7 protein-coding genes are annotated in these 14,895 nt (G+C 39.9%); all 7 read right to left on the bottom strand.

Annotation, left to right across the window (positions count from 1 at the left end; genetic code table 11):
* Window positions 1-91 precede the first annotated feature (91 nt).
* Complete coding sequence (locus tag JWG41_RS15380; protein ID WP_205270809.1) at window positions 92-5,692, bottom strand: alpha-2-macroglobulin family protein; 5,601 nt, start codon at window positions 5,690-5,692, stop codon at window positions 92-94.
* 180 nt (window positions 5,693-5,872) lie between these two features.
* Window positions 5,873-7,138, bottom strand: a complete 1,266-nt coding sequence (locus tag JWG41_RS15375; protein WP_232374044.1) for a porin — start codon at window positions 7,136-7,138, stop codon at window positions 5,873-5,875.
* A 138-nt stretch (window positions 7,139-7,276) separates the two neighbouring features.
* Complete coding sequence (locus JWG41_RS15370; RefSeq protein ID WP_205270808.1) at window positions 7,277-7,960, bottom strand: response regulator; 684 nt, start codon at window positions 7,958-7,960, stop codon at window positions 7,277-7,279.
* A gap of 12 nt (window positions 7,961-7,972) precedes the next feature.
* A complete protein-coding gene (locus tag JWG41_RS15365) occupies window positions 7,973-10,549 on the bottom strand; it encodes a sensor histidine kinase (RefSeq protein WP_205270807.1) in 2,577 nt (858 codons plus the stop codon).
* A complete protein-coding gene (locus JWG41_RS15360) occupies window positions 10,542-11,120 on the bottom strand; it encodes a potassium-transporting ATPase subunit C (protein WP_205270806.1) in 579 nt (192 codons plus the stop codon). The genes JWG41_RS15365 and JWG41_RS15360 overlap by 8 nt, the downstream gene beginning before the upstream one ends.
* The gene (gene kdpB, locus JWG41_RS15355) at window positions 11,120-13,171 is read right to left on the bottom strand and encodes a potassium-transporting ATPase subunit KdpB (protein ID WP_205270805.1); all 2,052 of its coding nucleotides are present in this window, start codon (window positions 13,169-13,171) and stop codon (window positions 11,120-11,122) included. Before kdpB ends, JWG41_RS15360 begins: the two co-directional genes overlap by 1 nt.
* Window positions 13,172-13,180: 9 nt before the next feature.
* Complete coding sequence (gene kdpA / locus JWG41_RS15350; protein WP_205270804.1) at window positions 13,181-14,818, bottom strand: potassium-transporting ATPase subunit KdpA; 1,638 nt, start codon at window positions 14,816-14,818, stop codon at window positions 13,181-13,183.
* Window positions 14,819-14,895 lie beyond the last annotated feature (77 nt).

Here is a 14,895-nt window from a genome sequence, read left to right as displayed (position 1 = left end):
GCGATTCTTAGGATTCGGATCGGGAAAAGAGGGGCTTGGTTCGGACCCATTAGAGTCATAATTCCAGAACCCCCGATTCCGTAAACTTTTCCTAGTACCCGTTCTCCGAAATCCTTACGGTTTCATTCGGCCATTCGGCATGAGTTTCGGGAGAATACATAGCCTCGACTCGAGTGGCAGGCATTTTGAAACTTCCTGAATGATTCAACCGAAAGCTATGTTCCAAAGTATGAGTTCCCTTAGGGAGATATTCAAAATACGCTCTGTACTGGGAGAGGGTCTTTTCCTCAAAACTCAAATAGTAGGAAGAATCCCCGGTTTTTCCCTCCTGAGAAATGATGGACTCGCGACCAAAACCTCGGCCGAGAGGGAGTGATCCCGGTGGAATCGGATCTTCTACAACCACCCAAGTTTTATCGGAGTCCGCTTGGATCTCAATCGTGACTCGAACGGTATCTCCTTTGGAGAGAACTCCGGGTTTGGCCACTTGGATCGGTTCGAAGGTTCGTTTCAATCGGTAACCACTGGAGATCGGAGCTTTCAGAGGAAGGATGGAGTTTACAGACCACTCCACCCAAGGTTTACCCTTTCCATCATAACTGACAGAAACAGATTCCGGTGTGGTTCCAATGGATTGGGATACCGTTTGTTTTCCGTTAGGTTCTAAATTCAAGGTTTCTTTCGCTGATTGGATTTTTAATTTTCCACCTGTGACTTTTTCTGATTCCAGAAGTTTACTCACTCGGTCAAAAACCAAAATGGAATAGGCATTACCAAGAGTGGTATCGTAACTTCCCCTCTTTTGCATTTTGACAAAGCCTTTGATGAGGCGAGGCATATCTTTTTTATAACTTGGTTCTGCAAATGCCCAAAGTAAAAGTTTTGCCATTGTATAATCACGGCTTCCCAAAATCCACCAAGGATTGGTAAAACCAGAATCGGCAACCACAAGTTCGGAACCTTGGATATTGAGTCTTGATCGCAAAGTACTTGTCAGGCGAGATTTAACAGAGCTATCTCCTCCATCCACTCTCCCCCAAATTTCAGCCAGGTCAATGAGAGATGCCGTTGGTAAAAATTCCATTCCGTCAAAGATAGGACGCACTTGTTCCCATTCATAAGTTTGGTATCTAGTGAGCGCCTCCCAAACGATGATCTTTCTCACCACAGAGTCCGCCCCGAATTTGTAACGCTCCCCGCTCACGCGGCCCTCCAAATACCCTTGGAGTCCTGCGATCATTCGTCCCAAACTATCCTCAGGAATTTTTTGATTCGCAAGACTTGCAGATGTGAGCACATAAGCGGTAAGAATTTCACTTCCATGTTCCATTCTGGCAAAATACTTCACAAGCCCATCATAATCCAAAAAGGAATTTAAGTCGTTTGATACTTCGCTCCACAAAGCTTCGGATTTAAGACCAATGGCTTTGGATACACGTTGCTCCATACAGTAGTAAGGGTAATTTTGGAAATAGGTTTGGATGCCAGTAAGACTTGTGAGAATGGTCGGTGAAGCCTTCCATACCATTTTACCAGAGTTTGGTGCTGATCCCTCAGGCACCCGAACCGATTCTTTAATGGGAGATTCATATAAAAAGAGTCCTGCTTGGTAGACCCTTTCTGTATCCACTGGTAAAACTTTTTGTTCCACGGACATTTGATCCAGAACCGTTCCGTTCGGTGCCGATACTTCTAGACGGAACTTCCGTTTGGTGGTATTTTCAGGAACAGTCAGATCCCAAAAAACGACTTTGGTTTCCCCGGAAGCCAAGATGGAAGATTTTGTTTCTAATTCTTCTTTTGTTTCCGTTCCATTTTTTACATCCGTGACAGAAAGACGGAGTCGAAGTTGTTCTTTTGAATCTCCTGCATTCCGCAAAGTGACTTCATGGCGAAGTGTATCACCTAACCGAACCACAGGTGGAATTCCCGAAAAGGATTGGATCTTTTGTGTGGTTTGGATTTTAGCAAAACCAGTTCCAAATTCTTTGGATCCCGAAGTCGCCACCGCCACGATTCGAAAACTCGTAAGGGAATCATTCAAAGGAAAACTAAACTTGAGTTTTCCATCCTTACCAACGATTGCTTTTCCTTTCCAATAGAGTAAGGTATCAAAGAGAGAACGAGTGGATTGTTTCCCCCCGCCTCCTCCTTCCGGTTTTGCTTTCAAACCAAAATGTCGTTTTCCAATAATCTGCGACTGAGCCGTGGAAGTTCCCACCGAATGGGGTCTTGTTCCCATCATTACATCGAGGAGATTCCAAGTAGGGTTCGGAGAAAGTTCGAGAAGGGCTTCATCCACAACAGCAAGTGTGACTTCCGTCGATTCTAAAGGAGGTTTTCCATCGGAGGTTTTGATTTCCAGCTCTACGTTGGCCGTCTCTCTCACTTGGTAGAGTTTTTTCTCTGGGTTCACCGAAACGGACAGACTGTACGGTTTGGATCCAACCTTTAACATAGCAAGGCCAAATCGGTATCCCGGTTTTGCTAAGTCCACAAGCCCTGTGGGTTTTGGTTCTCCCACACGACCTCGCACAAGAAACACCGATACAAACACATTGGGTGCATATTCCTTTTTGATAGAGATGGAAATCACAGGATCTTTTCCAGATACCGGTGTCACAAAATAATCTAAAACCCCTTCTCGTTCCAAACTCACAAGGGCCGTTGCTTCCCGAAAAGGAGAGCGAATTTGTACTTTGATGGTTTCTCCGACATCGACCGAACGTTTTTCAGGTAAGATGTCCATCCGGTTATGATCACTCACATCAAACCAAGCTTCTTGTTTGGAACTCACCCAAACACTGTATCCAGAATTCGTAGGATTGCCTTTGGAATCTTTTGTTTCTGCAAGAAAGACAATATCACCCACAGCCGGCGATTTTCCCTCACAAATCAAAATCCCTTTGGAATCTGTTTTCCCTTCACAGAATTCACCAAGTTTTGTGACTTCTTCATAATGTTCGTAGGCATAAAACCCACCCACGAGTCGTTTACGGTTGGAATAAAATTCTCTTTTATAGGCTGTGACTTTTATTTTTTGGGAACTCAGTGCTTTATCTTTTACATCCAGAGCAACTAATTGAAGTTTCACGTTGTCTTCTGTAAATAACCATCCGTCCGGTAAAATTCCCAAATGCACTTCGGACGGGGAAACAGGAAAACTTCTAGATACAGTTTGGATTTCCCCCGAAGGATCGGCGTATTCCATTTCTACCTGGAAACTTCCGTAACCAGGAACAGGTTTTAATCCACTAAACGTATATTGCAAAAATCCCTTTTCGTCGGTTTTGAGAGAGGTAGAAACAACGGTTGGTTTTGTTTCTTCCGCTTCTTCTTCGTCATACCCACTGGCCTTCCACTTCCCTTCTCTCATTGTCTCAGGAGAAAAGGAAAAAGCAGAATATTCTTCTTTGGGAGAATAATAACTAGAAACCACTTGGGATCGAATTTTTACAGGGAATCCTCCGGCCCCTCCCCCGGAAAGGTATTCCAATCCAAATAGAACCTTGGATTCTTTTGGAGATACTAACTCTTGTTTATCGCCAGCTAGTTGAATATTTCCCTTCACGACAGGAAGACGAAATTCCTCTACTCGAAACTCTACGACCGTATCTCCATAACTTGAATCTTCATTCGAATAAGGATAATAGACAATATAGATTCCATGTTTGGCGTTCTTTGGAATTTTGAATTCCGATTCGGAATGGCCCGGAAAAGACCAAACCAGTGGCAATGGATAGGCTTCTCCCGAACCTTCATGTTTGATGATGACTTGAGAAGGATAGTCTTTAGGTTCTGCGGGAACAAGTCCTTTATTTCCAAAACCACGCCGAACATGTTTTAGGTGAACTGTCTCCCCCTTTTTGAATAGGGTTCTGTCAAGCACTATGGATGTGAGTTCTTTCGAATGACCGGCAGTGGCTTGTGGCAATTGGTATCGCCAACTTTCAATTCCTTTGTCCCAAGTACTTGAAGTAAAACTAATATCATCATTTTTTTGAACAAAGACGGTAAGTCCAGAACCTAACTCATGATGACCGCAATAAGGAACCGCTTGGAAATTTAAATTCCCAAAGAGCATACTTCCATCTTTTCCTGTGATCCCCGCTCCGCGTAAATTCCCTTTACAATCCAAAATTTTAATTTGGACTCCCGATTCTGGTAGGCCTTGGTCTAAACTAGTCACCCAAACAAGGCTTGTATCTTTTCCCCATTTGAAATGAGCCGAAAGGTTTGTAACAAGAGCCGCACTGGATACATACATCTTTCCTTTTTTTTCAAGAAGGCTGCCTCCCAGGATATCACTCGCAAGTTCTACCACATAAAACCCGGGAGTTTCGAGAGGAATCCCCACCACTTCCATTGGTTTTTTCCCATTGGGTTTGGGCAGAGAGAAAGAAGATATCCCTGCTGACGTGGGTGGATTTTGAAATACAGATTGTTCGCGTTCTCTAGTAGCTAATACTTGAAACCATTTTTGGATCTCCAGAATGTCCATGGTCTTTTGGCTTTTTCCACCCACACCGAGAGATACAGATTTCATCGGAAGATTGATTTCTAAATTGCGAAGTGTGACCGGTAACGCTGGTTTGGCTTTGGATTCTAAAATTCCAAATTTAGCACCAAACTTAGCAAGGGGTGGAAACTCATCCGTTTTAAACTTTAAAGGAAAAGAGGCCTGGTTCGACAAACTTCTGTTTGTCTCATCGACGATATCGGGAATTTTAATTTCAAACTCTGTATTTTCAGGAAAGGGCCCGGGAAAACTCACCCATTCAAAAAACTCGTTTCCTTTTTCGGTGAAAGGAGACTGAGGATAAACTTTTCCGTCCTTGGAAACAAGTTGGATTTTTTCTAACAACGAACGGGACACCGCCGAACTAAAATAAAGCGAAGTGGGAAGGATGGGAATACAATCTGCTTTTGCATTCACTCTTTCACAACTAAACCGAACCGAAAATACCGGTCTTACCGTAAATGAAAGAACTTCGTCCTCTCGGATCTCTCCCCCCCAAATGGATTTGCTTCCTTTACCAAGAACCAATTGGATTTGTCTTTCAGGCAAAAATGTTTGTTTGGATTTAACAAGAACTGTTTCTTCTCTATCCGTGTCCCCCGTAGATTGGAGGATTGTTTTTCTTTCCGAACCTGTGACAAAGGTGATCGGAATTCTATTTCCTAATTCCTCAGAACGAAAGTATGTATATTTTTGAAAAGAATCCAGATCCGGTTTTGCATCTAAGTGCAAAACAAAAATTTGGTCTTCTGTGATGGATGAACCTTGGTAAGGTGAGGAATACTGGACGGAAGGCCCACCCGTATGAAAAGAAAAGTTACGTTCCCCTTGGACAGTTTCTCCACTGAATGTTTTGGTTCCTTCCTTCAATTGGAAAGAACAGTCCACCCCACCAGGCAGTTCCTTTTCGAATTCATAAACCCAAGTGGTGGAATCGATAAAACGACTGGTTCCAGGTAAGGGACATTTGATTTGGAAGATATCAATTTTTGGCCGGATGTCTCCGAGAGAAACCATCGGTTTTGTGAACCGAACAGTCACTTGTTTGGGTTGTTTGACAAATCCGCTGGGAGTGAAAAATTCGATTGTCGCGGGAAGTGACTGGGTGTCATCCGAACGAACCAAAAACAAAGAAAGGAGGAGGAATAGAAGAAGCCGGCGCTTGACGAACATGACAGAATTTAAAAACAGGGAAGCAGATTGGAAAGAAAAAAAAGAAAATCAGGGATATTGACCCCTCCCTGCGGGTATCATAAGGAGAAACATCTATGAACAAAATTTAGACCGAACGTTTGGGAAAAAGGTTTTCACTTTTTCTCATATTCTAAACCCTAATTTTGAAATTCCCATTCCTTAAAATTTCATTGAAAATGCCACGACAAAGAAATCTTCTTTTTTAGATGTATGATTTTCTTTATAAGCAAAAAGAGAATCAGCTGACCTTCTGTAGACATATTCGAAACGAATGAGTCCCGGATCAAAGGTTAAGATATCCAAGGTTGTGGTATACCCATTACTCATAAAACCGTTACGAGTTCCGGTATTTACCATCACTTGCAGAGGGTCATAAAAACGTTCTACACGAAAACTCAATCGAAATTCGGGAGCGATTTTGTAACTAACCCAAAGGGTTCCATGATACCACTGCCGATAAACATCTGATTTTGTTTCCCGGTGTTCTCCAAGACTTGGATCATAAGCAGCTAACCAAGGTTCATAGATAAAACTTTGTTTTGCTTTTTGAGCCCCCACATCAAATTGCCCCACCAAACTAAATGAATCTGTTAAAATCCATTCTAATATGGTGTTTTGATACAACCGCATTTGTTTCCTTTCGTTGTTTGGAGCTTCGTTTCCGGCAAATTGATTGAGTGTTAAAATCAGATTCGGAAAAAATAAATACTTAATCTGACTACCAAATGATTTATCTTTATTGTTATCAGTAATGTTTTGCCAACCGTTTAACACTTGCAACTGTATGCTCAATTGATCACCGAACTTGTGACTCAACCGAACCCCCGAAGAATAGTAAGGCACATAATCTAGGGCAAAGGCTCTTGTGTAATTCACGTTGTTTTGTGAAATCCAAGATTCGTGTCCGATATTTCCAAAAAAAATACCTGCGTCGACCCAAGTATCACGCGCAATTTTAAAACCTGTATAAGCCTCTTGGATATTTTTCACCGAGTTTTGATTGGAATATTTATCAGCAACTAACTCTGCCGCATAATTCGCATTTACCGAAGTTCCCCATTGAAAGGCAAGTCGACCGCGATAATTCTTTTCCTCTACCTTTGCATCAATATATGCTAGGTTTACATTGAATTCTCCGTTCCTTACTGCTTGGGTGGTAAAATTTCTCTCTGTATCTTTCGGAAGATTTCGATTGAACAAATAATAGGAATCAATGAATCCACCAAACTGAAAGGACTTTGGCAAAACGATTGTTGTTGGAATCGAATCCGCTTTTGGCATCGTTTTTTCGGAAGAAGTTTCTTCAGCGAGCAATGGAGAAAAAATAACAAAAAGAATCAAAATAAATATTCTCAGCAGAGATTTTGGATAACCGCTATAAAGAATATTCCCAAAAGACAATACACTAGTTTGATTAAACATCATAGTATCAAATTATCATAATTCGATACAAGTCGCAATGTTTGAGAAATTATGGTTTTTGGATTTGCCTTAAGAATTGATTAAGATTAGAAAATGAAATTTTGGCTTAAATATTTAAGTAAGGATGCACCATTTAAAACTTTAATTACCAACCCAGCGATAACCAATTCCAGGCTCAGTAAGAAGTAAATGGGGACTACTTGGGAAATCTTCAATTTTCTTTCTTAGTTGAGTGATATGAACTCTCAAAGAATTCATTTCGTTCAGTGCCTGATCTCCCCAAATTTTTTTAATCAAAACATCATGAGTAATTACTTTACCAGAATTTTTAATGAGAAAGGTAAGAATTTGAAATTCTGTTGGAGTCAAACGAACCTGAATATTATTTTTGATGACCTGATAGTTCACAAAGTCTACCACCAGATTTTCTTTATCCCAATTAGAAGGAGTTTCTTCTAGAGGAAGACGACGTAATGCTGTGCGAATTCTTGCTAACAACTCTCCCATACTAAAAGGTTTGGTAATGTAATCATCTGCTCCTGAATCAAGTAAGGCAATTTTATCCTCTTCGGAACTCATCACTGACAAAACGATAAACGGAATTTCGGAAAATGTTCTTACTTCCTTAATGACATCCAACCCACTTCCATCTGGTAATTGTAAATCGAGTAAAACTAATTTTGGAGAATTTAATGCAACGGATTCAATGGCTTCTTTTCTAGAAATTGCTTCTATTGTTTCGTATCCTTTCGCCTCCAATGCAATACGAAGCATTTTCCGAATGGCGCTATCATCATCCACAAGAAGAATCAATTCCCTTAGCATAGTATTTCTATACTATGCTAAGAACGGTATGTCAATGAGAAAGCTTGCGCCTCCTTCTTTTCGATTCATCGCTTCAATACTTCCGCCATGTAACTCAACAATAGACTTAGAAATGGCAAGCCCGAGGCCAGTGCCAATTTTTCCCGAAGATTCCCCTCTATAAAATTTCTGAAAAATACGAGAGGAGTCAAGAGGAAGGCCACTGCCATTATCTTCTACGATCCATTGCAAACTGTTTCCATCTCTTTCCAAGGAAATCCATATTATGGAACCTGCAGGCGTATACATACATGCATTATACAAAAGGTTAAAAATTGCATGTGAAAAAAGTACTCGATCCAATTCGATTGGCAAATCGTTATCATTCAAATTGATTTTTATCAAATGATTTGTCTTATTTTTTCCTAAATAGGAAATTGCATCCTGAATGACATCAGATGGATGAACTTTTTCTTTCTTTAAAGTTAAATATCCTGATTCAATCCGACTGATATCCAATAGATTTCCGAGAAGTAAGTTCAATACAAGAGAACTTTCCTGAATTTCTTCTAAGAGCGCCTTTCGTGCAACAGTATCCGATCCAATCTCAGGATCGAGCAAAGCTGATGCAGATCCTTGTATTGATGTCAGCGGAGTTTTCAATTCATGTGATAAAGAATTAAAAACTAAATTGTATAACTTCTCAGATTCTTTTAATAAAAAATTCTTTCTTGAATCTTCTGATAGTATATCCCGATCCAAAGCTAAGGCAACTTGATTTGCCACCGTATTCAAAAGAATTTCCTGCTCTAAACTTGGTTCCGTGTTTGTTTTCACATTAATCACACCGGTGATCCCGCCAGGAGATAATAACGGATAAAATGTTGTATTGGATAATGGCAGAGTCTCCGTATATTTACCAGCTGGTTTCGCATTTTTAATGGTCCATGATGCCACAGCTAAATCTTTTGAATCCTCAATAATGGGAGTGAACTCTCCTCCTTGGTAAAAATGAAGATTTACTGGAAAAGGAAAAATACGTTTAATAAAGGAATCTCCCGTTTTGATGATCTCAGAAGCAGAAGAAGTTTTTGATAAATTTTGAGTGAGCTCATAGAGAATGGAAAGTTTTTCTTCTCTTGACCTAAGTTTAGATTCATTTTTTTTAAGCCTTGCCGTGAGTCCTCCATTGATGAGCGCAATCAACATAAAGATGATAAACATCAATGCATCTTCTAATTTAGAAATGTAAAAAGTATAAAGTGGCGGTATAAAAAGAAAGTTCCAAAAAGAAGCTGATAAAATAGCGGCGAGTAAAACCGGACCCCGACTAAAAAACATCCCGAGCACTGCTACATAAAATAAATACAAAATCGATATAGTCCAATACCCAATATAAGAAAGTAGGAATGAATTGAATAAAGTTACAAGTGATGTAAGAGCAAATACTGCAGCGTATTGTCGAATCCCAGAAGACGGGATTAACTTTTTATAAAAGTCAAATTGAAACGACCTGTTATCAAAAAAAGGAACGATGATAATTTCCACATCGCGAAGTTGCTTAATGATCTTTGAAGAAATATTTTTTTGAAATAAACCATAAAAAAAACTTTTTTTTGCTCCCCCTATCACCAAACGGTGAATTCGTTTTTCATGTACAGCAGCCAATATCCCAACAACTGGATCAGACTCATAAGAATGAACCACTTCTGCACCTAACTCTTTTGCAAAACGAATATGTGCCCGGATGGAATTTGCAGAGTCCAAATTTCGATCTTCTTCATTCTCAGAAAAAACCGCATATAATTCGGAGTTTCTCTCCAAAGCCAATCTTTTTGCATTCCTGAGAAGTGTTTTTGAATGAGGACTCGCTGAGATAGCAACCATGATCCTTTCTCGACCTTGGGGCATTCTTTTTTCCACATACTTTGCCGTATAAGTTAAAGATAATTCACGAAGGTAAGTAAGATTTTCCTTTCTAAAAAAGTTCTCTTTTGCCGAAATTATTTTTTCTGGTAAATAAACTTTCCCTTCTGATAATCTTTTTAATAATTCATCAGGAATAATATCAATTAACACCAATTCGTCGGCTCTCTCCAAAATACTATCCGGAATGGTTTCTTTTACCGGGCTTTGGATGATTTTCTCAATAGAATCGACTTGGCTCTCTAGATGTTGAACATTAACCGTAGAAAGCACATGAATCCCGGCATCAAGTAGTGAAAATATATCTTGGTATCTTTTTTTATTTATGGAACCAGGAATATTGGTATGGGCCAACTCATCAACTAACACATAACTTGGTTTTTCCTTCAGGATTCTTTCAACATCCATTTCCTCCCATACTTTCCCTCGATACTCTATTTTTTTCAATGGTATCCATTCGAGGTCTTCAATCAATACCTTGGTATCAACTCTTCCGTGGCTTTCTACTATGCCAATCCTAACTTCTTCCCCTTCTTCCTTTAAATGGTGAGCCTCGGTTAACATGGCGTAGGTTTTACCCACACCGGGAGACATCCCAAAATAAACCTTTAGAATTCCTTTTTTCTTCGACTCTTCTTGGTTGGCTATTGAGAGAAAGTCTTCCGGACGTTTTCCGTCATTCATGATTCATCTGTTTCCAGGAAAAATTTAATTTAGTAACATTGACTCGTTCACGACCCATAAAACCAAAAAGTGGATATTCCGTATGTTTCAGAATCAATTCATTTATTTTATCCAAAGGAACATTTCCCTCCTTCTCGAGAACTTTCGCCTGCTCATATGCACAAGTGGGTGTAATATGCGGATCTAACCCAGAACCAGATGTATAGAGTAATTCTTTACATCCATCTTTACTAATACCCGCAGTTTCCAATTCGAGGATTCGTTTCTCAACTAAATTCTTTAAATCCATACTAGAAGGACTTAAATTGGATGCACCACTTGGAATAGTTGTATAAGTGACTGCACTTGGGCGGTAACGAAACATTGCTTTTGATGTTGTGTTTTGGGCTAATAATTCAGAACCAAGGACTTTTCCTTTTTCAACTAACAAACTTCCATTGGCCTTAAAAGAAAAAAATGAAGATGCTATTCCCGTGACCGCAAGTGGATAAAAAAATCCTAATATTAACAAAGATAAAAATCCGAACCGAATCGCTATCTCCCATTGATTTAATGGTTCATTCGATTTCATTAAAATCCTCCTGATAAAATTAAGTCGATAAGTTTGATTCCGAAAAAGGGAAAAATCATTCCTCCCCCTCCGTAAATAATAAAATTTCGAAGTAAAGCTTGATCTGGAGACTTTGGCACATACTTAACACCGCGAAGAGACAATGGAATGAGGGTTGGAATCACAAGGGCATTGAAAATCACCGCAGAAAGAATTGCATTGTCCGGATTAGATAACTGCATGATGTTTAATGGAGCTAAGGGTAAAAACAAGGCAGGGAGGATAGCAAAGTATTTTGCTATGTCATTGGCGATACTAAATGTGGTGAGCGCTCCTCTTGTCATAAGAAGTTGTTTTCCAATTTCTACAATTTCGATGAGTTTACTTGGATTACTATCCAGATCTATCATATTACCAGCTTCCCTAGCAGTTTGTGTTCCTGTATTCATGGCCACACCCACATCAGACTGAGCAAGGGCCGGTGCATCATTCGTTCCATCCCCGATCATAGCGACCAAATATCCGTTTGCTTGTTCTTCACGAATTCGTTTTAGCTTTGCTTCAGGTGTAGCTTCAGCTATAAAATCGTCCACGCCAGCTTCTGCAGCGATGGCTGCCGCTGTGAGTGGATTGTCACCAGTAATCATAACAGTTCGAATTCCCATCCTTCTCAAATAAGCAAATCGTTCCTTTAGTCCCCCTTTCACAATATCCTTCAATTCGATAATGCCCAACAATCGATTTCCTTCGGAAACAAGAATGGGTGTGCTTCCCTTTCTTGCTACTTCATCTGAGATCGTTTGGATGGTTTGAGGAATAGATCCACCTAACGATTCGATATGTTTTCGAATGGCTTCAAAGGCTCCCTTCCGAATATTACGAATTTTCTTTCCATTCTCTGAAATCTCAACTCCACTCATCCGAGTCGAAGCAGAAAAGGGAATCCAATTTACTTCTAGAGATTTTAAGTTTCTTTCACGAATCGCATATTTTTGTTTGGCGAGCACAACAATGGATCTTCCTTCTGGGGTTTCATCTGAAAGTGAGGAAAGTTGTGCCGCATCTGCTAACTCTTCTTCTGCAATACCCTCTGACGGATAGAACTTATGTGCTTCCCGATTCCCTAGAGTAATCGTACCAGTTTTATCTAACAACAATACATGAATGTCGCCTGCGGCTTCCACTGCCTTTCCACTTTTGGCAATAACATTATACCGTATTAACCGTTCCATTCCAGAAATTCCAATGGCACTGAGTAAGGCCGCGATGGTAGTAGGGATTAAACATACAAACAATGCAAGCCATACGGAGAAATGGAAATTCCAATTTTGTCCCAATTGGTTTCCAACGAAGTTGGCAACTGGGATCAAAGATAAAACTCCCAATAAGAAAAGGATTGTGAGAGCAAAGAGAACAATACCGAGTGCCACTTCATTGGGAGTTTTTTGTCTAGTGGCTCCTTCAATCATTGAGATCATCTTATCAATAAAACTTTCCCCAGGTTTCGTTGTGATTTTAATATACAAATGATCTGAGATCACTCGAGTTCCACCAGTGACAGCAGATCTGTCTCCACCACTTTCACGGATAACCGGGGCCGACTCTCCTGTCACTGCCGATTCATCCACACTGGCAATTCCAGATATTACTTCCCCATCTCCAGGAATCGTAAAACCGGCTTCAACAAAAACAATATCATTGATTTTTAATTCGTTAGAAGCTATCTCAATAAAAACCTTATCCCCTATTGATTCTACTTTTTTTGAGATTGTTGAGGACCTAGTTTTTCGTAAATTATCGGCTCTGGCCTTACCTCTACCCTCAGCAATACTTTCCGCAAAGTTTGCAAAGAACAATGTTAAAACTAACCAAAAGAAGATGGGAAGTTCGTTATGAAACGAAATCCCGGAAAACCAATAGTATAGGATTTGTAACCAGAGAATCAAGGTACCTACCCAAACAGTGGCCATCACTGGATTCGAAAATGCATTTTTCGGAGAAAACTTTTGTAAAGCATTCCAAAACGAAACATTCAAAAGTTCCTTAGAGATCAAATTTTTAGAATTTACCATATGTTCCTCTTAAAAGAAAATTCCCTTCCCAATTAATAACTGTTCCAAGATGGGGCCGAGAGCCAAAACGGGAAAAAAAGACAGACCACAAACAATTAGGATCACACTGAAAACTAAAGTTCCAAATAACAATGTATCCAATTTAAAATTTCCATCAGAAGACTTGGTTGTAACCTTTCCACCCAAACTCCCGGCCACAAAAACTACCGCATAAATCACACTAAACCGTCCAACTAACATCGAAAAACCGAGTGATAAATTCCCCCAGTAGGAATCAGCGGAAAATCCCGCAAAGGCAGAGCCGTTATTACCAGCAGCAGAACTGTATGCATATAGAATTTGTGATAGGGCATGCGGTCCTTTCGCAGTATACCCCGAGTCTAAAAATATCGTGATTGTAGTTCCGACTAATATACAAACGGTAGGGGCAAGGATTCCAAATAGTGTCCATTTGATTTCAAAACTTCCTATTTTTTTCCCAAAGTATTCGGGAGTCCGACCAGTCATGAGCCCTGATAAAAACACTGTGAGGATTAGAAATAGAAACATTCCATACATTCCAGTACCAACTCCTCCAAAAATAATCTCACCTAACATCATTTGAAAAATAGCAACTCCACCAGCCAATGGTGAATAACTGTCGTGCATGGAATTGACAGAACCATTGGAAGCGGCAGTCGTAGAGGACAACCAAAGTGTGGATTCCGTTAAGGTAAACCTCGTTTCCTTACCCTCCCAAAAACCGGCGTGATTCCATTCCGAATCATAAACACCAACAAAACCTAAGATAAAAAAAGCCAACATCACAAAGAAAATAACCCAAGCGTGACGAAATGAATTTGTGATTTTGCCGTATAAAAATACGCATGAAGCTGGCAAAAAGAGAATCGAAAACATCTGAATGAAGTTTGATACAGGAGTTGGATTTTCAAATGGATGAGCACTATTCACTCCAAAGAAACCTCCCCCATTCGTTCCAATTTGCTTGATAGCAATTTGTGATGCGGCAGGTCCTAAGGGAATGGTCTGAGAAAGTCCATCAATTCCCAAAGTTTGTATTGGCTCTTGGAACGATTGAATGACACCTTGGCCTAGAAGTAGGATGGCGACAAAAAACGAAATGGGAAGGAGGATATAAAAGGTAGAACGAAATAAATCCTGCCAGAAATTTCCAAATTTAGTTGTCGAAGAAGATACAATTGATCGACTTACAAAAGTTAATACAGATATTCCAACTCCAGCACTGAGAAAGTTTTGTGGAGTGAGTCCCGCCATCTGTGAAAAATTACTAAGTTGACTCTCTCCAGAATAAGCCTGCCAGTTCGTATTTGTGATAAAGGAAATGGCAGTGTTTAATGCTAAATCCCAATCCATTCCAGAAATACCAAGTGAATTCATAGGTAAAAAATTTTGGTATCTTAGGATTACAAATAAGATCACTCCTCCTAGAAAATGAAACACAACCATACTGTTTAGGTATTGTTTTGGTGTTTGAGGCGGGGGATCACCGGAGTATAGGAATCGGTGGAATATAGATTCCAAGGGTAAAACCTTTGCATTTAATACAAAAGCCATATAATAACCGACAAAGGGTGAAACCAGTATCAGTAACCCAATATAAAAAGGAAAATAGAGTAACTCAACCATAAGTAGATTTTCTCATGGTTTATGCGAATCGTAAAGGGCCAGTGCCTTAAGGGATAAGATTAAGATATTAAGAAAGG

The sequence above is a fragment of the Leptospira chreensis genome (assembly GCF_016919165.1).
Classification (GTDB): Bacteria; Spirochaetota; Leptospiria; order Leptospirales; family Leptospiraceae; genus Leptospira_A; species Leptospira_A chreensis.
This window is presented reverse-complemented; position numbering and strand designations above follow the sequence as displayed.